Source organism: Burkholderia sp. Bp9090 (genome assembly GCF_003857985.1).
Taxonomy (GTDB): Bacteria; Pseudomonadota; Gammaproteobacteria; order Burkholderiales; family Burkholderiaceae; genus Burkholderia.
In genome coordinates this window covers 41,652-68,171 of sequence record NZ_QTPV01000036.1, presented here as the reverse complement: position 1 = coordinate 68,171, position 26,520 = coordinate 41,652, and the positions used below count along the sequence as shown (strand labels likewise).

Genomic DNA, 26,520 nt, shown 5'->3' with positions numbered 1-26,520 from the left:
GGCCGCATGAGATTCGCCAAAGTCCTCGTCGCGAACCGCGGCGAAATCGCATGCCGCGTGATCCGCACGCTGAAGCGGCTCGGCATCGCGTCGGTCGCGATCTATTCGGACGCCGATCGCGACGCGCGTCACGTGGCGCTCGCCGACGAAGCCGTGCGGGTCGGGCCGGCGCCGGCCGCCGACAGCTACCTGAACGTCGCGGCGATCCTCGCCGCCGCGCGCGAGACCGGCGCGCAGGCCGTGCATCCCGGCTACGGCTTCCTGTCCGAGCATGCGGGCTTCGCCGATGCATGCGAAGCGGCGGGCCTGCGCTTCATCGGCCCGCGCGGCGATCACATGCGCGCGTTCGGCCTCAAGCACACCGCGCGCGCGCTCGCCGCCGCACAGGGCGTCGCGCTGTTGCCGGGCACGGGCCTGCTCGACGACGTGGCGACGGCGCTCGCCGAAGCCGGCGCGATCGGCTATCCGGTGATGCTGAAAAGCACCGCGGGCGGCGGCGGGATCGGCATGTCGCTCTGCCGCGATGCCGCGCAGCTCGAGGCAGCGTTCGAATCCGTCGTGCGGCTCGGCAACGCGAACTTCGCGCATGCGGGCGTCTATCTCGAGAAGTTCGTCGAACACGCGCGGCACATCGAAGTGCAGATCTTCGGCGACGGCCGGGGCGGCGCGATCGCGCTCGGCGAACGCGATTGCTCGGTGCAGCGCCGCAACCAGAAGGTGATCGAGGAGACGCCCGCGCCGGACCTGACCGATGCCGAGCGCGACGTGCTGCACGCGAGCGCGGTGCGGCTCGCCCGCGCGGTCGGCTACGCATCGGCCGGCACGGTCGAATTCGTGTTCGACGCGAACGCGCGCCAGTTCTATTTCCTCGAGGTGAATACGCGCCTGCAGGTCGAGCATTGCGTGACCGAAGCGGTGACGGGCGTCGATCTCGTGGAGTGGATGATCCTGCAGGCCGAAGGCGACCTGCCGCCGCTCGACACGCTCGCCGTCGCGCCGCGCGGCGCGAGCATCCAGGTGCGGCTGTATGCGGAGGATCCGCACAAGCAGTTCCTGCCGAGCGCCGGCCTGCTCACGCACGTCGTGTTTCCGGACGACGTGCGCGTCGACGGCTGGATCGAGGCGGGCACCGAGATCAGCGCGCATTACGATCCGCTGCTCGCGAAGCTGATCGTGCGCGGCGATACGCGGCGCGACGCGCTGGCCGCATTGCAGGCCGCGCTCGCGCGTACCGAGCTGTACGGGATCGAGACCAACCTCGACTACCTGCGCGCGATCGCCGGCTCGGACACGTTCGCGCGCGGCGCGCCGACGACGGCATTCCTGTCGCGCTTCGCGTTCGCGCCGCACACGATCGACGTGCTCGACGGCGGCGTGCAGACCACCGTGCAGCAGGCCCCCGGGCGGGTCGGCTACTGGAGCGTCGGCGTGCCGCCGTCCGGGCCGATGGACGATCGCGCGTTCGACCTCGCGAACGCGCTGCTCGGCAACGCGCGCGACGCGGCCGGGCTGGAATTCACGATGGTCGGCGCGACGCTGCGCTTCAACACGGCGACGCTGTTCGTGCTCGGCGGCGCGCCGCTCGCGGCCACGCTCGACGGCGAGCCGGCGCCGTTCTGGCAGGTGCTGCGCGCGCGGCCCGGCGCGGTGCTCAAGCTCGGCGGCGTGACCGGCGCGGGCGTGCGCGCATGCCTGGCCGTGAAGGGCGGGCTGCAGGTGCCCGACTATCTGGGCAGCAAGGCGACCTTCACGCTCGGCCAGTTCGGCGGCCACGCGGGGCGCGCGCTGCGCAAGGGCGACGTGCTGCATCTGCACGCGGACGCGGGGCGCGGCGACGCGGGCGCGACGCTGGCCGCGGCCGAGGTTCCCGCGCTGACGCACGCATGGACGCTCGGCGTGCTCGACGGTCCGCACGGCGCACCGGACTTCTTCACGCCCGACGACATCGCGATGCTCTACGGCACGCAGTGGACGGTCCATTACAACTCCAGCCGCACCGGCGTGCGGCTGATCGGCCCGAAGCCGCAATGGGCGCGGGTGGACGGCGGCGAGGCGGGCCTGCATCCGTCGAACATCCACGACAACGCGTATGCGATCGGTGCGGTCGATTTCACCGGCGACATGCCGGTGATCCTCGGCCCCGACGGCCCGAGCCTGGGCGGCTTCGTGTGCCCGGTGACGGTCGTGCGCGACGAGTTGTGGAAGCTCGGGCAGTTGCGCCCGGGCGACACCGTGCAGTTCGTGCGCGCCCGCGTGTCGCCCGCGCCTGCTGCCGCCGCGGTCGTGCCCGCGGCTTCCGCCGGCGCGCCGGACGATTGCGTGCTGCATCGCGATCCGGCGGCCGGCGGCGGCATCGGCGTGGTGTACCGGCGCTCCGGCGATCGCAACGTGCTGGTCGAATACGGGCCGCTCGTGCTCGACCTGAACCTGCGCTTTCGCGTGCATGCGCTGATGTGCTGGCTCGACGCGCACCGGCTGCCCGGCATGCTCGACCTGACGCCGGGGATTCGTTCGCTGCAGGTGCAGTTCGACGCGCGGACGCTGCCGCTCGCCACGCTGCTCGCGCATCTGCAGGCAGCCGAGCGCGAACTGCCCGACGTGGCCGACATGCGCGTGCCGAACCGCATCGTGCATCTGCCGCTGTCGTGGGACGACCCGTCGACGCGCATCGCGATCGAGCGCTACATGCAGTCGGTGCGGCCCGATGCGCCGTGGTGCCCGAGTAATATCGAGTTCATCCGGCGCATCAACGGGCTGGCGAGCATCGACGACGTCAAGCGCATCGTGTTCGACGCGCGCTATCTGGTGATGGGGCTCGGCGACGTCTATCTCGGCGCGCCGGTCGCGACGCCGATCGATCCGCGGCACCGGCTGGTGACCACGAAGTACAACCCCGCGCGCACCTGGACGCCGGAGAACGCGGTCGGCATCGGCGGCGCGTATCTGTGCGTGTACGGGATGGAAGGGCCCGGCGGCTACCAGTTCGTCGGCCGGACCGTGCAGATGTGGAACCGCCACCGCACCACGCGCGAATTCGAAACCGGCAAGCCCTGGCTGCTGCGCTTCTTCGACGAGATCCGCTTCTACGAAGTCAGCGAAGCCGAGCTGACCGCACTGCGCGCGGATTTCATCGCGGGCCGTGCGGCGCTGAGGATCGAGGAATCCGTGTTCGATCTTGGCGCATACAACCGCTTCCTGCGCGACGAGGCGGATTCGATCGCGACGTTCAAGGCCGCGCAGCAAACCGCGTTCGAAGCCGAGCGCGAGCGATGGCGGGCGGCCGGGCAGGCGGAATACGTCGGCGAAGCGGAGCCGGGCGACGGGCAGGCGGCGCGCGCGGCGGGCGTGCTCGACGACACGCAGCGGGCGATTGCCGCGGACGTGTCGGGCAGCGTGTGGAAGGTGCTGGTCGAAGCCGGCGAGCGCGTGACCGAAGGACAGGTCGTCGCGATCGTCGAGTCGATGAAGATGGAGGTGGCGGTGACGGCAACGGAAGACGGCACGATCGAGACGATCGATTGCGCGCCGGGCGCGGCGGTGGTGGCCGGCCAGCGGCTGATGGTGATGCGCGCGGGTGCTGCCGAGGAGGTCGCATGAACACGACGGAACGCTCCCTCCCGCCCGGGCTGCGCTCGATTGACGCGCTGCGCGCGCGCTATGAAGCGGGCGACCTGACGCCGCATGCGCTCGTCGACGCGATCGCCGCGCATTTGGACGCGGGCGACCCGCATCACGCGTGGATCCGGCCGCTGTCGCGCGCGGAGATGACGCGGTATGCCGACGCGCTCGCCGGGCGCGACATCGCGACGCTGCCGCTGTACGGCGTGCCGTTCGCGATCAAGGACAACATCGACCTCGCGGGCATCCCGACGACGGCGGCCTGTCCGGCTTATGCGTACACGCCCGCACGCAGCGCGCCCGTCGTCGAGCGGCTGATCGCGGCCGGCGCGATCCCCGTCGGCAAGACCAATCTCGACCAGTTCGCGACCGGGCTCTCGGGGCAGCGCTCGCCTTACGGCGCGTGCCGCAATGCCCTCGATCCGCGCTATGCGTCGGGCGGGTCGAGTTCCGGGTCGGCGGTGGCGGTCGCGCTCGGCGTCGCGACCTTCTCGCTCGGCACCGACACGGCCGGCTCCGGGCGCGTGCCGGCCGCGTTCCACGGCCTCGTCGGGCTCAAGCCGACCCGCGGCGTGGTGAGCACGCTCGGTGTCGTGCCGGCCTGCCGCTCGCTCGATTGCGTGTCGGTGTTCGCGCACTCGCCGGCCGATGCGCGGGCCGTGTTCGACGTCGCGCATGGCGTGACCGAAGGCGATCCGTACGGGCGCGCGTGGCAGCCGCTGCCGGGCGCCAACGGACTGCGCGCGCATCCGGGGCGGCCGCTCGCGCAGTTGCGCTTCGGCGCGCCGCGTGCCGATCAGCTCGAGTTCTTCGGCGACGAATCGTATCGCGCGGCGTGGGGTACTGCGCTCGAACGCCTGCGCGCGACCGGCGCGCGGGTCGTCGAGATCGACTTCGGCCCGTTCCTGGCCGCCGCGCGGCTGCTGTACGAAGGCCCGTGGGTGGCCGAGCGGCTCGCCGCGATCGGCGCATTCGCCGCGCGGGAACCCGATGCGCTGCATCCGGTGATCCGCGAGATCGTCGGCGGTGCGTCGCGTTTCAGCGCGGCCGATGCGTTCGCGGCATTCGACCGGCTCGCGACGCTGCGCGTCGAGGCCGATCGCGCATGGGGCGGGCTCGATGCGATCGTGATGCCGACCTCGGCGACGACCGCGACCGTCGACGCGCTCGAAGCCGACCCGATCGGCGTCAACTCGCGCTTCGGCTACTACACGAATTTCGTCAACCTGCTCGACCTGTCGGCGATCGCGGTGCCGGCCGGCACGTGCGAAAGCGGACGGCATGCGGGTTTGCCGTTCGGGATCACGTTCGTCGGCCGCGCGCACGACGATGCGCGGCTGCTGGATCTCGCGCAGGCGTGGGTCGGTGGCGCCGTCGCGGGCGGCGATGCGGGCGGCGATGCGGTTGTCGGCGATGCCGGGGCGTCAGCGCCGGCGGCGCCTGCGTCCGGCGCATCGTCCGGTGTGTCGTCCGATGTGTCGTCCGATGTGTCGTTTGGCGCATCGTCTGGCGCGTCGTCCGGCGTGTCGTCCAACGCGTCGTCCAACGCGTCGTTCAACGCGTCGTCAGGTGTCGTGCGCGTGGCCGTCGTCGGCGCGCATCTGCGTGGCGAGCCGCTGAACGGGCAGCTCACGGATCGGGGCGCGCGTTTCGTCGCCGCGACGACGACGGCCGCCGCCTATCGCCTCTACGCGCTGTCCGCGGCGGCCAGCGGCGGCGTCGCCAAGCCGGGCCTCGTGCGCGTGCCGGACGGCGGCGCGCCGATCGCGGTCGAGATCTGGGAGATGCCGGTCGACGCCTACGGCAGCTTCGTCGCCGGGATTGCGGCGCCGCTCGGCATCGGCACGCTGACGCTCGCGGACGGCTCGCGGGTGCAGGGTTTCCTGTGTGAAAGCGCGGCGCTCGACGATGCGCAGGACATCACGCGCTTCGGCGGCTGGCGGGCTTACCGCGCCCAGGCCGCCGGCGGCGCATTGCAATGAACGCCCGGTCGCGCGTGGCCCTTGGGCGGCGCGCGACCGGCACCCGCAACGATACGGAGATTCCCATGTCAATGACCCGCAACACGACCGGCTGGCTGGCCGTGCGCCGCGAACTGACGACGCGCGGCAAATGGACGCTCGGCCTCGCGTCGTTCCTGCTGCCGTGCGCCGTCTGGTGCCTGATCAGCTATGTGCCGTTCGTCTGGCATCCGCAGATGCGCATCACGAATCCCGGGAGCGTCGACTATTTCCAGGCCGGCATGCAGATCGACCGCGACGTGTTCGACGACGAGCTCGCGCATGCGCGTGCGACGCACGCGGCCGTGCCCGAAGGCGTGCGCGCGAACCCGGTCTACCTGCCCGCGCCGCACCAGGTGCTGCGCGCGTTCTACACGGCGTTCACGACGCCGCCCGCATCGCGCGACGGCGTGTGGCTGCACGAGAGCCTGTGGCACAGCATCCGGATCATCTTCTGGGGCTTCGTGATCTCGTCCGCGATCGGCGTGCCGCTCGGCATCGTCTGCGGCACCTTCAGTGCGCTCGCGCGGCTGCAGGAGCCGTTCCTCGAGTTCTTCCGCTACCTGCCGGCGCCGGCGTTCGGCGCGCTGATGGTCGCGATTCTCGGCATCTACGACGCGCCGAAGATCGCGATCATCGTGATCGGCACGCTGTTCCAGCAGGTGCTGATCATCGCGAACACGACGCGCAAGCTCGAATACGGGTTGTTCGAGGCCGCGATGACGCTCGGCACGAAGAAGCTGAAGCTGCTCACGCACGTCGTGATTCCGGGCGTGCTGCCGGACCTGTATCGCGACCAGCGGATCCTGCTCGGCTGGGCGTGGACCTACCTGATCGTCGCCGAACTCGTCGGCACGAGTTCGGGCATCACGTGGTACATCAGCCAGCAGGCCCGCTACCAGCATTTCGACAACGTATACGCGGCGATCCTGATGATCGGGATCATCGGCCTCGGCACCGACATCGTGCTCGGGCTGCTCGGCCGCAAGCTGTTTCCGTGGGATCGCACGCTGAAGGCGTGACACCCGTCGACGCGCATCCATCGACCGATTTTCGCAGAGGGCATCATGCAGAATCCGCAGACCGTTCCCGATTACCTGATTCAATCCGACGCGGTGCGCGAGCGCTTCGCGCGGCTGAAAACCCGCGACGTGATTCTCGACGTGCGCCATGTCGGCAAGCGTTTCGCGACGCCGCAGGGCGAGTGCGTCGCGCTCGACGACATCAGCTTCCGCACGCACCGGCGCGAGTTCGTGTGCGTGATCGGCCCGTCCGGCTGCGGCAAGTCGACGTTGATCCGCATCCTGGCCGGGCTCGAGGCGCAGACGAGCGGCGAGGTGCTGCTGGACGGCAAGCCCGTGCAGGGGCCGGGCGCCGACCGCGGGATGGTGTTCCAGGGCTATACGCTGTTTCCGTGGCTCACCGTGAAGAAGAACGTGATGTTCGGCCTGCGCATGAACGGCAGCAGCAGCGGCGAGGCCGAGCGCGAGGCGCTGCAGTGGCTCGATCTCGTCGGGCTGACGCGTTTCGCCGACGTGTATCCGCACCAGTTGTCGGGCGGGATGAAGCAGCGCGTGGCGATTGCCCGCGCGCTCGCGAACCGACCGCGGATCCTGCTGATGGACGAGCCGTTCGGCGCGCTCGACGCGCAGACGCGTGCGCGGATGCAGACCCACCTGCTCGACATCTGGCGCAATATCGACGTGACGATCCTGTTCATCACGCACGACCTCGACGAGGCGATCTTCCTGGCGGACCGGATTCTGGTGCTGAAGGCGAACCCGGGCGGCGTGCAGGAGCTGATCGAGGTGCCGGTGCCGCGGCCGCGCGATTATGCGCAGGTCAATACGCCCGAGTTCATTGCAACGAAGGCGCGGCTCGAAGCGCTGATCCATCCGAAGGAAGCGGTGGCCGCGGACGACGAAGGCGTCAGGCCGCACATGATCCGGATGACGGACGTCGCGGACAATGTCGAGTAGCGGGGGAGCCGGGCGCGCGTGCGCGCCCGGGATCTCGTACCGGGCGTGATCCGTGCGACTGCATGACGGGATCCCGGCCACGCACGAGTGCGAACATTTGTCGTCAGTCGTTTTGCTGCGGATTTTTTCTTGATCTCTCGCGGTGGAATGCGAGATGAAATAATGCCGTTACACGTGTAGTTCGGTAATGGCGAAGTTGGGCGCGATTCGCGCAAGTCTTTTTGTTTCTGTTTTTGCGTGAAATGCGAGATTCAATTCACATATATGCGCATCAAGGTCGCGCGTTCGTCCCGGAAAATGGTGGCGTTAATAAAAATATTATTGAAACGCTGAAATACTCCTTGTTGGGTCTGCGCCCCGCCTGACGCGTGCTTGCCGCATTTGAACCGCGCTCCCGCGTATCCGGCGAAGGCTTCGCCCCGGATGCACCGATTTTGCAGTATTGAAAATCGTGTGAAATATCGATTCAATCCGGAATATTGTTTTCGCAAATTGAAGTCCCTATAAAAAATAATCGAGAACTGTCAGCATTTACAGGTTCATTGGATTAACCGCTCGATGTAAATTCGAGTCGCGGGACAAATTGATGTTTTCAAGGTTTCGTGCGAATCGATCACCCGATCGGTGATCGAAGGTCGCATGGAACGGTGTCCACGCACCGGCAACCCATCTACCTGAACGGGAGCTTCTATGTCACGCGTTACCGATGTGCTCGTCTCGATCGATACCGAAACCATTCTCCAGAAATATCCGAATCCCAGCCGGGATCCGAAAAACCCGACGCTGATCGACTGGAAGCACGTCTACATGGTCACGAACCAGGACAACGTCGTGTCCGGGCAGGCGGGCGGCGAACTCGACCTGAAAGCCCAGGTGGGCGACCTGATCCGATGGCGTGAAACGAGCCTGTCGCTGGGCTTCGAGAAGCAGGTCGTGTTCTACGGCTTCATCGCCAACCAGGGCCGCGACCTGATTTCGACGCCGACGCCGCGCAAGGCCACCGCATCGATCCCGATTCCGAACCCGAGCTCGCCGTCGACGCCGACCTGCCAGAAGGTGGACAACTACTACTGGTCGTCGGAAACGCTGTCGGAAGGCCGCGTCACCTACCACTTCTACTTCCAGATCATCGACCGCAATTGCCAGTCGCTGGGTTGCTATCAGTGGGACCCGTTCATCTCGATCCACAACTGATCTCGGCAGGCGGGCGACCATGCGACGGTCGCCCGCGTCATTGTCCCGTTCCGGAGGAAGCGCCATGCCTGGTCTTCGTTGCGACGTGCTTGCGATCGTCGATGCCGTCACGCTGCTGTCGGCCTGTCCCGATGCGAGCCGGAACGCGGATGCGCCGACCGTGATCGACGGCCGGCACATCTATGTGGTGAGCCCCGGCGACACCGGGCCGCTCGGCCGCAACGACAGCCGGCTCTTTGCCGGCCTGTCGCCGGGCGACCAGCTCCGCCTGCGCGAAACGGCGCTGGCGCTGCGTGCCGAAGTGAGCGTCCTGTTCATCCGGTTCGCCTTGCGGGACGCCGGTATCGTCGCGCCGATCGAAGCGCAGGTGCGCGACGCCGCGACGCCGGTGCCGTCCGACGACGACCTGCTCCATCCGCAGTGCCGGCCGATGCCGGACCATTACTGGCGCAGCGACGTGCTGGCTGCGGGCGCCACCACGTGCACGGCCGATTTCGCCGTGCTCGACCGTGGCGGTGCGGTGTCCGGCTACTTCCGCTGGGAGACATCGATCGAGATCGCCGGCGGCCGCGCGGATTCGTAGCAGCCCGATTGCAAGCCGTCGCCGGACCGCGACGGCAACGTCGACCTTGCGTCCGATACCGGCTTCGGGCGATCTTCTGCGCGAATGCCGATTTCAGGCAGGATGCCGAACCGTTTGGCTCACGGGCCGCTCGTGTTTCATGGGCCCACGGCCCGCCCGAATCAGTTTCGTTCCCGTTCGAGCCAGCGTCGTTGCGAGGCGTGACCACCCGAGCGCGCCGCGTCCGTCGCGGCCCGGGTTCCCCGCATTGCCGCCCGCTGATCCAATCCGGAATTTGTCTAGTCATCCTTGCGAATGGATCGTACGAGATGCACCAAACGCGTGCCTGAATTCCCCACGACGAGGCACGTCAGAGCCCCGAAATTAGGGGATTTCCCGCGTTTCCCCGGTTTTTTTTGATCGCTGCTTGTCGCGCTGTTTTTCTTCTTGCATGCTTGTATAGACAAATTCCTGAGGCGGCTTGCTGCAGCACCGAAGGGATGACGAACCTCAACGCAAGGAGAAATCTCGTGAACGGCAAGCGGATCAAGTGGGCAATCAGGACGATCGGTGTCATCGCGGCCGCGGCGGCAACGCTCGCGGCGCCGGCGCAGGCGAAGGAATGGAAGACGGTGACGGTCGCGCTCGAAGGCGGCTACGCACCGTGGAACCTCACGCTGCCGGGCGGCAAGCTGGGCGGTTTCGAACCGGAGCTGCTCGCCAACGTGTGCGAGCGGATCAAGGTGCAGTGCAACATGGTCGCGCAGGACTGGGACGGGATGATTCCCGGCCTGCAGGCCGGCAAGTTCGATATCCTGATGGATGCGATCTCCATCACGCCGGAGCGCGAAAAGATCCTGCTGTTCTCGCGTCCGTATGCGGCGACGCCCGCGACGTTCGCCGTCACCGACACCAAGATCCTGCCGAAGGCCGCGCCCGGCGCGCCGATGGTCAAGCTGACGGGTGACGCGAACGCGGACAAGCCTACCGTCGACGCGCTGCGCAAGCAGCTGAAGGGCAAGACGATCGGCATCCAGTCGGGCACCGTCTATACGAAATTCATCAACGACAGCTTCAAGGACATCGCGTCGATTCGCGTGTACAAGACCTCGCCCGAACGCGACCTCGACCTCGTCGCCGGGCGCATCGATGCGTCGTTCGACGACGTCACGTACTACGCGGCGAACAACACGAAGAAGGACACCGCGTCGATCGTGCTCGCGGGGCCGAAGCTCGGCGGGCCGATCTGGGGGCCGGGCGAAGGGCTCGCGTTCCGCAAGCAGGATGCCGACCTGAAGACGAAGTTCGATACGGCGATCGGCGCGGCACTCGCGGACGGCACGGTGAAGAAGCTGGCCGACAAGTGGTTCAAGACCGACGTCACGCCGTAAGCACGCCGCCGCCGCGCGAGCGACCCGAACGACGCGCGGCGGCAGGCATCCTGCCGATTCACTCAACGCTTGCCGGGAGGCACGCATGGCGATTCTCGAAATGCTCGGCTTCGGAACCGAAGGCTGGGGCGGTGTGCTGCTGCTCGCCGCACTGATGACGGTCGCGCTGACGCTCGCCGCGCTCGCGGTCGGCGCGGTGATCGGCGCGGCGATCGCGGCGGCGAAGCTGTCGCGCTACCGCAGCGCCCGCCTGCTCGGCGACCTGTACACGACGGTATTTCGCGGCGTGCCCGAACTGCTCGTCATCTATCTGTTCTACTTCGGCGGCTCGACGCTCGTCACGGCCGTCGGCCAGTGGTTCGGCGCGGAAGGCTTCATCGGCGTGCCGCCGTTCGTGATCGGCGCGCTTGCGGTCGGCATGATCTCGGGCGCCTACCAGGCGGAGGTGTATCGCGCGGCGGTGCTCGCGGTGTCGAAGGGCGAGCTCGAAGCCGCGCGCGCGATCGGCATGCCGCGCAGCATGGTGCTGCGGCGCATCCTGGTTCCGCAGGTGCTGCGCTTCGCGCTACCCGGGATCGGCAACGTGTGGCAGCTGAGCCTCAAGGACTCGGCACTGATCTCGGTCACCGGGCTCGCCGAGCTGTTGCGCACGAGCCAGATCGCCGCCAACTCGACCCACCAGTACTTCGTGTTCTTCGTCGCGGGCGGGGCGTTGTATCTGCTGATGACGGGCGTGTCGAACCGCGTGTTCAACCGCGCGGAAGCGATCGTCGGCCGGTCGTTCCGCCGCAATTTCGCGCGCAACTGACGGAGAACGTGCATGTCCTTCGATTTCGCTTTTCTCTTCGATACGCTGCGCCAGCTGCTCGCGGCCGTACCGACCACGCTCGGCCTGTTCTTCGCCTCGCTCGTGCTCGGCGGCCTGCTGTCGCTCGTGATCGTCACGATGCGCGTGTCGCCGCGCTGGCTGCCGAACCGCTTCGCGCGGGCCTATATCCTCGTGTTTCGCGGCTCGCCGCTGCTGATCCAGATGTTCCTCGTGTATTACGGGCTCGGCCAGTTCGGCGTGATCCGCGAAAGCTTCATGTGGCCGCTGCTGCGCGAGCCGTACGTCTGCGCGGTGCTGTCGCTCGCGCTGTGCACGGCGGGCTACACGGCCGAGATCCTGCGCGGCGGGCTGATGGCCGTGCCGGTCGGGCAGATCGAGGCCGGCTATTCGATCGGCCTGTCGGGCTTCGCGCTGCTGCGGCGCGTGATCGGCCCGATCGCGTTGCGCCAGTGTCTGCCCGCGTATTCGACCGAAGCGGTGCTGCTCGTCAAGTCGACCGCGCTGGCGAGCCTCGTCACGGTATGGGAAGTGACGGGCGTCGCGCAGCAGATCATCCAGCAAACCTATCGGACGACCGAGGTGTTCGTCTGCGCCGCCGTGATCTATCTGGGCCTGAACTTCATCGTCGTGCGCCTGCTCGGCGCGCTCGAATGGCGGCTTTCCGGGCACCTGCGTGCGCCGAAGCCCACCGGTGCGCCCGCCGCGGCGACGCGCAATCCTCAACGCGTCGCGCCCTGAGCGTCCCCGTCCTTTCCAGGAGAATCCGATGAACACCGCTGCTCCCGTTGCGCTGTCGGTCAAGAACATCCACAAGTCGTTCGGCGACCATCATGTGCTGAAGGGCATTTCGCTCGACGCGCATGAGGGCGACGTCATCTCGATCCTCGGCGCGAGCGGCTCGGGCAAGAGCACGTTCCTGCGCTGCCTGAACCTGCTCGAGACACCCGACGACGGCTCCGTCGCGCTCGCCGGGGAAACGCTCGCGATGAAGCGCGCGCGCGACGGCAAGCTGCATCCGAGCGACCGGCGCCAGGTCGACCGGATCCGCTCCCAGCTCGGCATGGTCTTTCAGAACTTCAACCTGTGGTCCCACATGACGGTGCTCGACAACCTCGTCGAGGGGCCGCTGCGCGTGCAAAAGCGCAGCCGCGCCGAAGCGGTCGAGGAGGCCGAGGCGCTGCTGGCGCGCGTCGGTCTCGCCGACAAGCGCGGCTACTATCCGGCGCACCTGTCGGGCGGCCAGCAGCAGCGCGTCGCGATCGCCCGCGCGCTCGCGATGCATCCGAAAGTGATGCTGTTCGACGAACCGACGTCGGCGCTCGATCCGGAGCTGGTCGGCGAAGTGCTGCGCGTGATGCGCTCGCTGGCGGAAGAGGGGCGCACGATGCTGGTCGTCACGCATGAAATGGGCTTCGCGCGGCACGTGTCGAATCGCGTGCTGTTCCTGCATCAGGGCGAGGTCGACTCGGACGGGCCGCCCGACGCGCTGTTCGGCGGCCAGTGCTCGGAGCGCTTCCGGCAATTCGTGTCGAGCCACCACGACCGCACCACCAACTGAGGCTGCCATGACCGTATTCCGTGCGGCCCGGCCGCTCGACTGGCGACAGGTTGCTGCGGTGGCGGCCGGCGAGCCGCTGGCGCTGGCCGACGAGGCACGCGCGCGCGTCGTTGCCGCGCGCGAACTCGTCGACGAGATCGTCGCGCGCGGGATTCGCGCTTACGGCGTCAATACCGGCGTGGGCGCGCTGTGCGACGTGATCGTGTCGCCGGCACAGCAGAGCACGCTGTCGCGCAACATCCTGATGAGTCACGCGGTCGGCGTCGGCATGCCGCTCGGCGCGGCCGAAACGCGCGCGATCATCGCGGCCGCGATCAACAATTTCGCGCACGGGCATTCGGGCGTCCATGCCGACGTCGTCGACCAGCTCGTCGCGCTGCTCGAGCACGATTGCCTGCCGGAGGTGCCGGCGCACGGCTCGGTCGGCTATCTGACCCACATGGCGCACGTCGCGCTCGTCTGCATCGGACACGGCCATGCGCGCCATCGCGGCGAACGCATCGGCGGCGCCGAGGCGCTGCGCCGCATCGGCCGCGAACCGCTCGTGCTCGGTGCGAAGGAAGGGTTGAGCCTGGTCAACGGCACGCCGTGCGTCACGGGGCTCGCCGCGCTCGCGCTGGCCCGGGCGGAACGGCTGCTCGATTGGGCCGACTGGATCGCGGCGGCGAGCTTCGAGAATCTCGGCGGGCAGCTCGCCGCGTTCGACCCGGCCTCGCTCGCGTTGCGGATCTCGCCCGGCATCGGGCACGTCGGCGCGCGCTTGCGGACGATGCTGGCCGACAGCCCGATGCTCGCCGCGGCGAGCGGGCGGCATACGCAGGATCCGTTGAGCCTGCGCACGATTCCGCACGTGCACGGCGCGGCGCGCGACGTGTTCGCGGTCACGGCGGACGTCGTCGATCGCGAGCTCGCGTCCGTCACCGACAATCCGATCGTCGCCGGTACGCGCGATGCGCCGGCCGTTCATTCGCAGGCGCATGCGGTCGGCGCGGGCATCGCGCTGGCGATGGACAGCCTCGCGGCCGCGATGGCGCAGGTGGCGGCCATCGCCGAGCGGCGGCTGGACCGTCTCGTCAATCCGCTCGTGAGCGGCCTGCCGGCGTTTCTCGCGGCGCCGGGCGGCACGTGTTCGGGCTTCATGATCGCGCAGTACACGGCGGTCGCGCTGGTCGCGCAGAATCAGCGGCTCGCGGCGCCGGCGAGCCTCGACGGCGGCATTACGTCGGGGCTGCAGGAAGATCACTTGTGTCATGCGACGCCGGCCGCGCTGAAGGCGCTCGACATCATCGAGAACGCGACGCGCGTGCTCGCGATCGAGCTGCTCGCCGCCGCGCAGGCATACGACTTGCAAGCGAACGAAACCGGGCGGGCCGCGTCGACCGACGCGCTGTGGCGGCACGTGCGCGAACGCGTACCGGCGTATCGCGACGACCGGCCGCTCGCGGACGACATCGCGATCGCGGCCGGCATCGTCGGGGGGGCGCCGCCGCCGTTGCAGTGACGACCGGCGACGACGGGCGGATCATCATTATTCATTCGGTCGAGGGTGCATGAACGAGACGGAGCGACAACTTTCCGCACGACCGGCGAGGGCATCGGGCGAGGCCGTGCCGGCGCGCGCACTGCCGGCCTATCAACAGATCAAGCGCTACGTCGTCGAGCGGATCGCGAAGGGCGACTGGAAACCCGGCGGCGCGATCCCGACCGAGGCCGAGCTGGTCAAGGAATTCGGCGTGGCCCGGATGACGGTGTCGCGCGCGCTGCGCGAACTGACGAACGAACGCGTGCTGACCCGCATCCAGGGTGCCGGCACGTTCGTCGAGCGCCGGCATTACGAATCGACGGTCCTGGAGATCCGCAACATCGCGGACGAGATTGCGGAACGGGGGCATCGGCACAGCGCGCGCGTCGTGCTGATCGAGCGCAGCGTCGACCCGGACGCGATCGATGCGCTCGGGCTTCGCTCGGGGCCGGTGTTTCATTCGCGCATCGTGCATTTCGAGGAAGACGAGCCGATCCAGTTCGAGGATCGCTACGTCAATCCGGCGTTGTTTCCCGACTACCTGGAGCAGGATTTCACGATCGAGACGCCGAACCACTACATGGTGCGGCTCGCGCCGATCCAGCGCGCCGAGTTCCGGATCTATGCGGAGAAGCCCAATGCGCAGGTGCGCCGGCATCTCGTGATGGAAATCGGCGAGCCGTGCCTGGTGTTGAAGCGCCGCACCTGGGTCGGCGAGCACGTCGCGACGTCGGTCAGGCTGTGGCATCCGGCGTCGCGGTTTCACCTGGCGGGGAAAATGTAGGGACGCGGCGAGCGGCGCGGATCGAGCCGAGGCAATCGACATGGATGTCCTGCGCGTCGGCGAATAATGCGGCCGCTGACTCGACCCGGCGCGTGACAATCGCGAAGAGCGCCCATCGAACCGTTCGTTCCTTCGCCCGTCGGCATGCGTACGCGCATTCACCGACCTGAATACCGGCAGAGAGTGGCGCATAATGTTTCGAGGTCGACCCTTGGCTGGAAGAGGGTTTTATGCGCTGCACAATTTGCGGATCGGAGAATCCTCCCGGTGCGGGGTTCTGCCAGGAATGTGGCGCCGTGCTGTCCCGCACCTGCCCGCAGTGCGGGCATGACGCAGCGCCGGCAGCCCGCTTCTGCAGCCATTGCGGTGCGCCGCTGGCGACACCTGCCGCCATGCCGCCATCGTCCCGACCGTCGGCTCAAGCGCCGTCGCCCACCCCGATTCACTACACGCCCGATCATCTGGCCGAGCGCATCCGTGCCGAACACGCGGCGATGGAAGCGCGCGGCGAGCCCGCCGGCGAGCGCAAGACCGTTACCGCGCTGTTTGCCGACATGGCCGGGTCGACCGCGCTGATCCACGATCTCGATCCCGAAGTGGCGCATCGCCTGATCGTGCCGGTGGTCGAGCTGATGATGGAGGCGGTCCACTACTACGAAGGGTACGTCGCCAAATCGCTCGGCGACGGTATCCTCGCGCTGTTCGGCGCACCGATCGCCCACGAGGACCACGCGCAGCGCGCGCTCTTCGCCGCATTGCGCATGCAGCAGGCGATGCGCCAGCACGGCGACCGGATTCGGCTGCAGGAAGGCATTCCTCTGCAGATTCGCGTCGGCGTGCATACGGGCGAGGTCGTCGTCCGTTCGATCCGCACCGACGACTTGCACACCGAATACGACCCGCTCGGGCATACGATCCACATCGCGTCGCGGATCGAGGGCATCGCCGCGCCCACGTCGATTCTCGTCAGCGAATCCACCCACAAGCTGGCCGAAGGCTATTTCGAGTTCAAGGCGCTCGGGGCCACGCAACTCAAGGGCATTCCCGCGCCGCTATGCGTCTACGAAGTGCTGGGGCTGGGTGCGTTGCGCACGCGCCTGCAGCTGGCGGCGCACCGTGGTCTCGCGCGGTTCGTCGGGCGCGAAACGGAACTGGAACACCTGAACCGGGCCCTGGAGACCATGCGGGCCGGGCACGGGCGCGTGGTCGGCGTGGTGGGCGAGGCCGGCGTCGGCAAGTCTCGCCTGTTCCACGAGTTCAAGGAGCGTTCACGGCGCGGCGCGCTGGTGCTGGAGACGTTTTCGGTATCGCACGGCAAGGCGTTTTCCAATTTGCCGCTGATCGAACTCCTGAAGAACTATTTCCAGATCACGCCGCAGGACGACGAGCGGCGCTGCCGGGAAAAGGTGATCGGCAAGGCGCTCGCGCTGGAGCGCGGTTTCGAGGACCTCGTGCCGTACGTTCTCTATCTGCTCGGCATCGGCGAGGGCGGCTCGGTGCTGGTCGAGATGGACCCGCAGATCCGGCGCGAGCGCACCTTCGACGCGATCAGGCAGCTGCTCGTGCGCGAGAGCCAGAATCAGCCGGTTCATTTGCTGTTCGAGGATCTGCAATGGCTGGATCGTGAAACGGAAGCATTCCTGAGTTATCTGATCGACCATGTGCCGGACGCACGCATCCTGCTGTTGGTGAACTACCGGCCCGAGTATCGGCCGGCGTGGGCCGGCGCGGTTCATTGCAGCAGGATCCGGCTCGAGCCGCTCGGCCCGTCCGATGCGCAGGGGCTGCTCACGGCGCTGCTCGGCGAGGATCGCACGCTCGTGCCGCTGAAGCAGCTCATTCTGGAGAAGACGGAGGGCAATCCGTTCTTCATGGAGGAAGTGGTCCAGACGCTCGTCGAAGAGAAGTCGCTGCTCGGCGAGGCCGGGCGCTATCGCATCGTGGAGACGCCGGCGACGCTGCATATCCCGACCACCGTGCAGGGCGTGCTGGCTGCCCGTATCGATCGGCTTCCCGTCGAGGAAAAGGAACTGCTGCAGGCGCTTGCCGTGATCGGCCACGAGTTTCCGTTCAGCCTGATCCGGCGCATCTGCGGCGAGGTGGCGGCGCGAGACGACGAACTGCGTCGCCTGCTCGCGCATCTGGAAGCCGCGGAGTTCATCTACGAGCGGCCCGCCTTTCCCGAGGTCAATTATTCGTTCAAGCACGCACTGACCCAGGAAGTGGCCGGGCGCTCGTTGCTCACGGAGCGGCGCACCGCGCTGCACGAGCGCACCGCGCAGGCGATCGAGGTGCTGTTCCCGACGCGCATCGCCGATTACTGCAGCGAACTCGCGCATCACTACGGTCAGAGCGGCAACATTCCGAAGGCGGTCGAATACCTGCATCGTGCGGCCCAGCAGGCGCTGCGCCATGCGGCCCATCACGATGCGATGAATCACCTCGGCGCGGCGCTTGCGTTGCTGAAGGGCTTGCCGGACACACCGATGCGCGCGCATTGGGAGCTGACGCTGCTGCTGTCCCTCGGGCCGGTCCTGATGGATGTGCGCGGGTATGGCGCGACGGAGGTGGGCGCCACCTATACGCGCGCGCTCGAGTTGTGCGAGCGCACGGGCGAGGTATCGCAACGCTTCGCGACGCAGCTGGGATTGCGGATGCACCACGTGGTGCGCGGCGAGTATGCGCTCGCGACCGGCCTGGGCCGGCAGATGCTCGGTACGGCCCGCGATGCGAACGACCCCGGCTTTCTCATCGAGGCCCATAGCGCGCTGGGTTCGTGCTTCTTCCTGCAGGGCGATTTCACGGCCGCCCGCACCCACCTGGAACAGGCGATCGCGATCTACGATCCGGAGCAGCATCAGGCCCACGTGTTCGCGCACGGGGTCGATCCGGGCATCCGGGCGCTCAGTTTCCTGGTGTTGACCCTGTGGATCCAGGGGTATCCCGACCAGGCGCTCAGGCGCAGCGTCGAAGCACTGGCGCTCGCACGGCACCTTTCCTATGGGCCGTCCCTGGCGTTCAGCCTGACCTACACGGCACACCTGCATCAGCTGCGGCGCGAGCCGACGCTTGCCGCCGAGCGCGCGGAAGCGGTCATTGCCGTATCGACCGAGCACGGCTTGCCGTACTGGCTCGCATGGGGGACGCTCCTGCGGGGCTGGGCGATGAGCGCGCAAGGCAACATCCGGGACGGCATCGCGCAGATGCGGCTGGGCCTCGATGCGCAGCGGGCCGCCGGCGGCGAAGACCAGCGGCCCTATTCCCTCGCGCTGCTCGCCGACAGTTACTGGCGCGCGGGCGACCGGCGGGCAGCGCTGGACCTGCTGGAAGAGGCGACGACGCTCGTCGAGCAAACCGGTGAGCACTGCTTCGAGGCCGAGCTGTACCGGCTCACGGGCGTCTATCTGGCCGGCGGGGCGAGCGAGCAGGGGGCCGTCGCGGCGAGCGAAGAGGGGGCCGTCGCGGCGAGCGACGAAGGGGCGGTCGCGGCGCGCGACGACAAGATCGCCGGCTGCTTTCACCGGGCGATCGAGCGCGCGCGCCGCCAGGGTGCCCGAGCGCTGGAATTGCGGGCGGCGTCGGACCTTGCGCGGCTGTTGCAGCGGCAGGGGAAAACCGTGGAGGCGAGGCGAGCGCTGTCCGAGGTGCTCGCCTGCTTCACGGAAGGTTTCGATACGAGCGACCTGCGCGACGCGAAAGCGCTGCTGGATGCATTGGACGCGCGCGCAGGATGAATGGAACAACGGCGCACGGCGACGGATCGCGTGACGACGTGCGCTCGATGACCTGCCGCTGCTCCGCCTGCGCGGAGCGCCGAGGAGACGGGCATGGCAACCACGCACGCAAGACGCGGCAACGATGGCCCGCGCAAACCGATCGCGCTCGCGTTGCAGGGCGGCGGAATGCACGGCGCCTTCACCTGGGGCGTGCTCGACCGCATGCTCGAAGACGGCCGGCTCGACATCGAAGGCGTCAGTGCAACCAGCGCCGGCGCGATGAACGCCGCGGTACTCGCATACGGGCTGCACAAGGGCGGCGAAGACGGCGCGCGTCAGGCACTCCACGACTTCTGGCACGCGGTCGCGCAATCGGCGGAGCGCTACAACCCGCTGCGCTGGATGCCCTGGCTGAAGGGCACGCACAGCTTCGGGCTCGATCATTCGCCGCTGTATGCGTTCGCCGACATGATGCTGCGGGTCTTTTCACCCTATCAGTTCAATCCGAACAACCTGAATCCGCTGCGCGAGGTGCTCGAAAGCCAGGTCGATTTCGACGCGCTGCGCAAGCACTGTCCGATCCGGCTGTACGTGTGCGCGACCAACGTCGAGACGGGGAAGATCCGCCTGTTCACCGGAGCGGACCTCAGTGCCGACGCGGTGCTGGCATCGGCATGCGTGCCGACCCTGTTCCAGGCGGTCTCGATCGACGGCGAGTACTACTGGGATGGCGGGTACATGGGCAATCCGGCCATCTATCCGCTCATCTACAACTGCGCGACGCGCGACGTCGTGATCGTGCACATCAATCCGCTCGTGCGTCGCGGCGTGCCGATCACCGCCGCGGAAATCCTCAACCGGATCAGCGAGATCAGTTTCAATTCGTCGCTGATGCGCGAGATGCGGGCGATCGCGTTCGTCACCGACTTGATCCAGCAAGGCACGATACAACGCGGCGAGATGAAGGAAATGCTGATTCATTCCATTCGCGCCGACGATGCGCTGTCCGCGCTGAGCGTATCGAGCAAGTACAACGCGGATTGGGGATTCCTGAGCGAACTGCATGACCACGGGCGACGCGAGGCGGATGTGTGGCTCGCGCATCACTACGGAAACATCGGGCAGCGCTCGAGCATCGACATCCGCAGGGAATTTCTCTGAGCGCATCGCAGTCATGTCGGCATGGGGCGATTCCGCACGGACGCCCCGGTCCAAGGAGCGAACGTGAACCGGATGCAGGCGCGGTTCGTCGCGTTGTGGTCGTGCAGCGGCGGGACCCATGCCGAGGAGGTCTATCGCAGGCTCGCGCAATGCTACGCGGAGCCGGTGCGCCATTACCATACGCTCGTGCATGTCCGGCGATGCCTGCGTCATCTCGACCTGGCGCGCGACGCGATTCCCGCGCCGGACGCCGTCGAACTCGCGCTCTGGTTCCATGACGTGATCTTCGTGCCCGGCGCGAAGGACAACGAGCAGCGTAGCGCGGACTGGTTCCGGCACCAGGCCGGGGGGCGAATCCGCGCGTGCGACCCCGTCTGCGCGATGATCCTCGCGACGACCCACGCGGGCATTGCCGCGCAACCGGATACCCGCTTCACGTGCGACATCGACCTGGCCGCGCTCGGCGCTTCCCGCAGCCGGTTTCGCGAAGACGGCCGGCGTTTGCGGGCAGAGCGTCCCGATCTCGACGACCGGGCCTACGATTTTCATGAGCGGACCATTCTGCGCGGGCTGCTCGTGCGTCCGCGCATCTATCTGACGGAATTCTTCTACGCGCGCTGCGAGAGGCAGGCGCGCAGGAACCTGAGCTGGCGGCTGGGGTTGCCGGTTCCTGCATCGGAATGACGAACCGTTGCGCCGACGCGATGATCGATCGAAGCGGTGCCCGGGCGCCAGGGCAACCTGACCCGACAGGGCCGCCGCGCGTGCGTCGCGCGCCAAGGGAACCGGTGCGCGCCCGCCGGTCGGGACCACGTTGCGGCGAACGGCGGCCCTCGGGCACTCTAGAATTGGCATGTAACGTATTGCAGTGGCCTGGCCCGGACAATGTTCCAGGTGTCGTTTCGATATCGCTTTGCCAGCCGATCTGCTCATTCCAACGGATACCAACATGCGCATCCCGCCGCTCAAGGCAATCATCGCGTTCGAAAGTGTCGCCCGGACCAAAAGCGTCAATCGTGCCGCGGAAGAACTGGGCCTGACCGCGTCCGCCGTGAGTCACCAGCTCAGCAACCTCGAATCGCAGATCGGCCAGCCGCTGTTCCAGCGATCAGGGCGCGGGCTCGTCCTCACGCCGACCGGCGAGCGCTATCTGGCGGACGTCACCGGCTCGCTGGCCGACCTGAGCCGCGCCACCGAGCGCGCGTCGAGCCGCGCCGAGGTCGATATCCTGCGCGTGCATTCGAGCCCGAGCTTCGGGCTGATGTGGCTGTTGCCGCGGCTGTCGTCGTTTCAGGAAGCGAACGGCGATATCCAGCTGAACCTGGCGTGTTCTTACGAAAACGTATCGTTCTCGAACGGCTTCTACGATATCGACGTCCGCCACGGCTACGGCAACTGGGACAACCTCGAGGTGAAGACGATGCGCGGCGAGTTCATCGCGCCGCTCGCGTCGCCGCAGTACCTCGAACGGCATCCGGTGAACGCGCCGGAAGACCTCCTCGCGCATCGGCTGATCTATTCCGAAACGCCGCTCGTGCAGTGGAAACAGTGGTTCGGCCGGGCCGGCGTATCGCTCGCGGCCCGCAAGACCTTCGACTTTTCATTCGACCGGTCGTACATGTCGCTCGAAACCGCCGCGCTCGGCCTCGGCATCGCGCTCGAAAGCCTGATGCTCGCGTCGGTGAAGATTCGCGAAGGCGCGCTGGTGCCCGTGTTCGACGAGACGCATGCGGTGGAAGTCGGTGCGCATCATCTCGTTTACCCGCGGCAGAACGCGGAACTGCCTCGCGTGAAACGCTTCCTTGCGTGGATCGAGCGGGAAGTCGCGGCGCAGCGCCGCGCGAACTGAGCGTCGCGCGTCCGGGCCGCGTGCAATATTGCGTTGCAGCACGCCGTGACGGCCCGCGCGGCGTCATCTGAAATTTTCTCAACCATGCCTGAGCGTTTCCGCGTTGATGCGGGTGTCCGGCGAGCCGACACTCTGCACACACATCAACACAGGAGACGAACGATGTTGCTCGACAACAGGACCATCATCGTGACCGGCGCGGCATCACCGCGCGGTATCGGCAAGGCCACGGCCCGCACGCTGGCCGCCCAGGGCGCGCGCGTGGCGATTCTCGACCTGCGTCGCGAGGACGCCGAAGCGGCCGCCGCCGAGCTCGGGCCCGACCACCTCGGCCTGGCCTGCGACGTGACCGATCGCGACGCGTGCGTGGCCGCGGCTCGCGCGACGCTGGCGCGTTATGGCCGTATCGACGGCCTCGTGAACAACGCCGGCATCACGCAGCCGGTGCGCACGCTGGACATTTCCGGGCGCGACTTCGATGCGATCGTCGACGTGAACCTGCGCGGCACGCTGTACATGTCGCAGGCGGTGCTGCCGGCGATGAAGGAGCAGCGCGGCGGCAGCATCGTGTGCATGTCGTCGGTGTCCGCGCAGCGCGGCGGCGGCATCTTCGGCGGCCCGCACTACAGCGCCGCGAAGGCCGGCGTGCTCGGCCTCGCGAAGGCGATGGCGCGCGAGTTCGGCGCCGACCGTATCCGCATCAATTCGATCACGCCGGGCCTGATCCAGACCGACATCACCGGCGACAAGCTGACGCCCGACATGCGCGAGGAGATCGTCAAGGGCATTCCGCTCGGCCGCCTCGGCGATGCCGCCGATGTCGCCAATGCGTGCCTGTTCCTGCTGAGCGACCTGTCGAGCTACCTGACGGGCATCACGCTGGACGTCAACGGCGGGATGCTGATTCACTGAGAACGGCGCCGCGACACGCGCGGCGCCGACCATCATGCACCCGGGACAACCCGGGGCCATGGCAGGAGACAAAGATGAGAGCAAAGTACCCCGCCTCGCCGGTTCAGGGCGAGCTGCTGCAACGGGACGACGCGCAGACGTTCGAAGCGGCGACCTATGCGAAGGTCGCGCGACGGCTGATCCCGTTCCTGATGTTGTGCTATCTCGGTGCGTATCTCGACCGCGTCAACGTCGGCTTCGCGAAACTGCAGATGCTCAACGACCTGCGTTTCAGCGAGACCGTGTACGGGATGGGCGCAGGCATTTTCTTTCTCGGCTACTTTCTGTTCGAAGTACCGAGCAACCTGATCCTGCATCGCGTCGGCGCGCGCCGCTGGCTCGCGCGCATCATGCTGACGTGGGCCGTGATTTCCGCGAGCTTCGTGTTCGTGAAGTCGCCCGCCGCGTTCTACGTGCTGCGGTTCCTGCTCGGCGTCGCCGAAGCGGGCTTCGCGCCGGGCGTGATCCTGTACCTCACCTACTGGTTCCCGTCGGCGCGTCGTGCCAAGGCACTGTCGTTGTTCTTCATGGCGATTCCGCTGGCGGGGATCATCGGCGGCCCGCTGTCGGGCGCGATCATGCATTCGCTGCACGGCGCGATGTCGATGGCGGGCTGGAAGTGGTTGTTCCTGCTCGAAGCGTTGCCTTCGTTCGTGCTGGGCTTCGCGATCCTGCTGTATCTCGATGACGGCATTGCCGGCGCGAAATGGCTGACCGATGCCGAAAAAGCCTTGCTGGCGCGCAACGTGTCGGCCGACGCCGAGCACACGACCGCCCACCTGTCGATTCGGGCGTTCGTCGCCGACCGCCGCCTGTGGTTGATGGCCGCGATCTACTTCTGCGTCGTGCTCGGGCAGTACGGGCTCACGTTCTGGCTGCCCACGATCATTCGCAAGGCCGGCGTCGCTGATCCGCTGTGGGTCGGCCTGTTCACCGCGATTCCGTATGCGTGCGCGATCGTCGCGCTGCCGCTGATCGGCATGAGCGCGGATCGCCGCCGCGAGCGCCGCTTCCATCTCGCGGTGCCGATGCTGATCGCGGCGGCGGGCTTCGCGACGTTGCCGATGCTCGGCAGTGTCGGCGCGTCGATCGTGTGCCTGAGCATTGCGTCCGCCGGCATTCTCGCGTCGTCGTCGCAATTCTGGTCGCTGCCCACGGCGCTGCTCGGCGGGATGTCGGCGGCGGCGGGCATCGCCGCGGTCAACTGCTTTGCGAACCTCGCGGGCTTCTTCTCGCCGGCGATCGTCGGCTGGCTGAACGACCTGACCGGCAAGTCCACCGCCGGACTCCTCTTCATCTCCGTCGCGATTACGTTCGGCGCGCTGCTGGTGTTCCTCGTGCCGCGCTCCGTCAATCGCTGATCACCGCCGATTCGACCTGCATGCTTTCCGATCCAATACTGGAGCCAACGATGGATACCGAAACCATTCATGAAGCGGTCACGCTCGCCGAGCGCGCGTACCGCATCCGCAGAAACGCCGTGCTGATGGGCGAAGTCCAGGGGCAGGGTTATGTCGGCCAGGCGCTCGACATCGCCGACGTGCTGGCCGTCGCGTATTTCGGCGCGATGCGCTATCGCCCCGACGATCCCGAGTGGGAAGGGCGCGACCGCTTCCTGCTGTCGAACGGCCACTATGCGATCGCGCTGTACGCGGCGCTGTTCGAAGCCGGCATCCTGCCGGCCGAGGAGCTCGAAACCTACGGCAGCGACGACAGCCGTTTGCCGATGTCGGGGATGGCGAGCTACACGCCCGGCATGGAGATGTCCGGCGGTTCGCTCGGCCAGGGCCTGACGATCGCGGTCGGCCGTTGTCTCGGGCTCAAGCGCAACGGCTCGGACGCGTTCGTCTATACGCTCTTTTCGGATGGCGAGCTCGACGAAGGCGCGATCTGGGAAGGGCTGATGTCGGCCGCGCACTGGAAGCTCGACAACCTGATCGCGATCGTCGACGTGAACAACCAGCAGGCCGATGGCCCGTCGACGCAAGTCATGGCGTTCGAGCCTCTGGTCGACAAGCTCGAAGCATTCGGCTGGTATACGCAGCGAGTCGACGGCAACGATATCGACGCGGTAAAGCGCGCGTTCGACAACGCGCGCCGACATGACAGGCCGCAGCCGCGGATCATCGTCTGCGACACGAAGATGGGGTGCGGCGTGCCGTTCCTCGAAGCACGCGAGAAGAGCCATTTCATCCGCGTCGATGCGCACGAGTGGAAGCTCGCGCTCGACGCACTCGAAGCAGGGAGACACGCATGAGCACCGTCGACAACAAGCCGCGCCTGAAGACTTCCGCGATGATCGCGTCCATCGCGGCCGAGGGGCAGGCGACCCGCGCCGCGCCGTTCGGCCATGCGCTCGCGAAGCTCGCGCGCACGAACGGCAACGTGATCGGCATGACGGCCGATCTTGGCAAGTACACCGACCTGCACATTTTCGCGAAGGAATTTCCCGAGCGTTACTACCAGATGGGCATGGCCGAGCAACTGCTGATGGGCGCCGCCGCCGGCTTCGCGCACGAAGGCGCGCAGCCGTTCGTCACGACCTATGCGGTATTCGCGACGCGCCGCGCGTACGACTTCATCCATCAGGCGATCGCCGAGGACAATCTCGACGTGAAGCTGGTGTGTGCATTGCCGGGCCTCACGACCGGTTACGGGCCGAGCCATCAGGCGGCCGAGGATCTGGCGCTGATGCGCGCGATGCCGAACATGACCGTGATCGATCCGTGCGACGCGCTGGACATCGAGCAGATGGTGCCGGCGATTGCCGCGCACAAGGGACCGGTATACGCGCGCCTGCTGCGCGGCAACGTGCCGGCCGTGCTCGACGAATACGATTACCGTTTCGAACTCGGCAAGGCGAAGCTGCTGCGCGACGGCAACGACGTACTGCTGATCTCGTCCGGGATCATGACGATGCGTTCGCTCGAGGTCGCGAAGGCGCTTGAAGCCGACCGCATCGATGCAGCCGTGCTGCACGTCCCGACGATCAAGCCGCTCGATACGGCGACCATCGTTCGGGAGGCGTCGCGCAAGGGGCGCATGGTGATCGTCGCCGAGAACCATACGGTGATCGGCGGACTCGGCGAAGCGGTGGCGACTGCCTTGCTTGCGGCTGGCGTCGCGGCGCCGTTCCGGCAGATCGCGCTGCCCGATGCGTACCTCGCTGCCGGCGCGTTGCCGACGCTGCACGACCGTTACGGGATCTCCGCCGGCGCGATGCGGACCAATATCAGGACGTGGCTCGGTTGATCGTTTCAAAGCACCGCGGCCCGCTCGGCGGGGGGAGGCATTCCCTCCGCAAGCCGGGCGGGCCGGCTTCAGGGTAGCGTACCTGCCGCCCGGCCATGCGCGGCCGGGGGCCGACCCGTCGGCAACGCCGCCGGCACGGCGCCCGGATCGCGCA

At 67.5% G+C, this 26,520-nt stretch carries 20 protein-coding genes; all 20 read left to right on the top strand.

Going from position 1 to position 26,520, the window contains the following annotated elements:
* Positions 1-6: 6 nt before the first annotated feature.
* The 20 genes from uca to DIE16_RS26685 all read left to right on the top strand — a co-directional run bounded on the left by uca (position 7) and on the right by DIE16_RS26685 (position 26,366).
* Positions 7-3,597 (top strand): urea carboxylase, encoded by a 3,591-nt coding sequence (gene uca / locus DIE16_RS26780; RefSeq protein ID WP_124893723.1) that lies wholly within the window; start codon positions 7-9, stop codon positions 3,595-3,597.
* Entirely contained in the window at positions 3,594-5,600 is a 2,007-nt protein-coding gene (atzF, locus tag DIE16_RS26775) for an allophanate hydrolase (protein WP_124893722.1), read from the top strand. Before uca ends, atzF begins: the two co-directional genes overlap by 4 nt.
* Positions 5,601-5,665: 65 nt before the next feature.
* On the top strand, positions 5,666-6,640 hold the full coding sequence (locus tag DIE16_RS26770; protein ID WP_044848741.1) for an ABC transporter permease: 975 nt from the start codon (positions 5,666-5,668) through the stop codon (positions 6,638-6,640).
* Positions 6,641-6,685: 45 nt separating this feature from the next.
* Positions 6,686-7,597, top strand: a complete 912-nt coding sequence (locus tag DIE16_RS26765) for an ABC transporter ATP-binding protein (protein ID WP_124893721.1) — start codon at positions 6,686-6,688, stop codon at positions 7,595-7,597.
* A 690-nt stretch (positions 7,598-8,287) separates the two neighbouring features.
* Complete coding sequence (locus tag DIE16_RS26760; RefSeq protein ID WP_124489572.1) at positions 8,288-8,791, top strand: inclusion body family protein; 504 nt, start codon at positions 8,288-8,290, stop codon at positions 8,789-8,791.
* A gap of 64 nt (positions 8,792-8,855) precedes the next feature.
* A complete protein-coding gene (locus DIE16_RS26755; protein WP_124489573.1) occupies positions 8,856-9,374 on the top strand; it encodes an AidA/PixA family protein in 519 nt (172 codons plus the stop codon).
* Positions 9,375-9,883: 509 nt separating this feature from the next.
* The gene (locus DIE16_RS26750) at positions 9,884-10,744 is read left to right on the top strand and encodes a transporter substrate-binding domain-containing protein (RefSeq protein ID WP_044845555.1); all 861 of its coding nucleotides are present in this window, start codon (positions 9,884-9,886) and stop codon (positions 10,742-10,744) included.
* An 85-nt stretch (positions 10,745-10,829) separates the two neighbouring features.
* On the top strand, positions 10,830-11,552 hold the full coding sequence (locus tag DIE16_RS26745; protein WP_044845491.1) for an ABC transporter permease: 723 nt from the start codon (positions 10,830-10,832) through the stop codon (positions 11,550-11,552).
* A 12-nt stretch (positions 11,553-11,564) separates the two neighbouring features.
* Positions 11,565-12,311 (top strand): ABC transporter permease, encoded by a 747-nt coding sequence (locus DIE16_RS26740; RefSeq protein WP_124523418.1) that lies wholly within the window; start codon positions 11,565-11,567, stop codon positions 12,309-12,311.
* A gap of 28 nt (positions 12,312-12,339) precedes the next feature.
* Positions 12,340-13,131 (top strand): ABC transporter ATP-binding protein, encoded by a 792-nt coding sequence (locus DIE16_RS26735; protein ID WP_124489576.1) that lies wholly within the window; start codon positions 12,340-12,342, stop codon positions 13,129-13,131.
* 7 nt (positions 13,132-13,138) lie between these two features.
* Positions 13,139-14,632, top strand: a complete 1,494-nt coding sequence (hutH, locus tag DIE16_RS26730; RefSeq protein WP_124522749.1) for a histidine ammonia-lyase — start codon at positions 13,139-13,141, stop codon at positions 14,630-14,632.
* Between the two features lie 49 nt (positions 14,633-14,681).
* The gene (hutC, locus tag DIE16_RS26725) at positions 14,682-15,437 is read left to right on the top strand and encodes a histidine utilization repressor (protein WP_124489578.1); all 756 of its coding nucleotides are present in this window, start codon (positions 14,682-14,684) and stop codon (positions 15,435-15,437) included.
* A 230-nt stretch (positions 15,438-15,667) separates the two neighbouring features.
* Positions 15,668-19,171, top strand: coding sequence for an adenylate/guanylate cyclase domain-containing protein (locus DIE16_RS26720; RefSeq protein ID WP_124523415.1), 3,504 nt, complete (start codon positions 15,668-15,670; stop codon positions 19,169-19,171).
* Positions 19,172-19,264: 93 nt separating this feature from the next.
* On the top strand, positions 19,265-20,314 hold the full coding sequence (locus DIE16_RS26715; protein ID WP_124893720.1) for a patatin-like phospholipase family protein: 1,050 nt from the start codon (positions 19,265-19,267) through the stop codon (positions 20,312-20,314).
* A gap of 63 nt (positions 20,315-20,377) precedes the next feature.
* Positions 20,378-20,998, top strand: coding sequence for a hypothetical protein (locus tag DIE16_RS26710; protein ID WP_124646511.1), 621 nt, complete (start codon positions 20,378-20,380; stop codon positions 20,996-20,998).
* Between the two features lie 265 nt (positions 20,999-21,263).
* The gene (locus DIE16_RS26705) at positions 21,264-22,163 is read left to right on the top strand and encodes a LysR substrate-binding domain-containing protein (RefSeq protein ID WP_044845498.1); all 900 of its coding nucleotides are present in this window, start codon (positions 21,264-21,266) and stop codon (positions 22,161-22,163) included.
* 162 nt (positions 22,164-22,325) lie between these two features.
* Entirely contained in the window at positions 22,326-23,075 is a 750-nt protein-coding gene (locus tag DIE16_RS26700) for an SDR family NAD(P)-dependent oxidoreductase (protein ID WP_124488566.1), read from the top strand.
* 74 nt (positions 23,076-23,149) lie between these two features.
* On the top strand, positions 23,150-24,475 hold the full coding sequence (locus DIE16_RS26695) for an MFS transporter (RefSeq protein ID WP_124522759.1): 1,326 nt from the start codon (positions 23,150-23,152) through the stop codon (positions 24,473-24,475).
* Positions 24,476-24,525: 50 nt separating this feature from the next.
* Entirely contained in the window at positions 24,526-25,371 is an 846-nt protein-coding gene (locus tag DIE16_RS26690) for a transketolase (protein WP_124646504.1), read from the top strand.
* A complete protein-coding gene (locus DIE16_RS26685; protein ID WP_124893719.1) occupies positions 25,368-26,366 on the top strand; it encodes a transketolase family protein in 999 nt (332 codons plus the stop codon). The genes DIE16_RS26690 and DIE16_RS26685 overlap by 4 nt, the downstream gene beginning before the upstream one ends.
* Positions 26,367-26,520 lie beyond the last annotated feature (154 nt).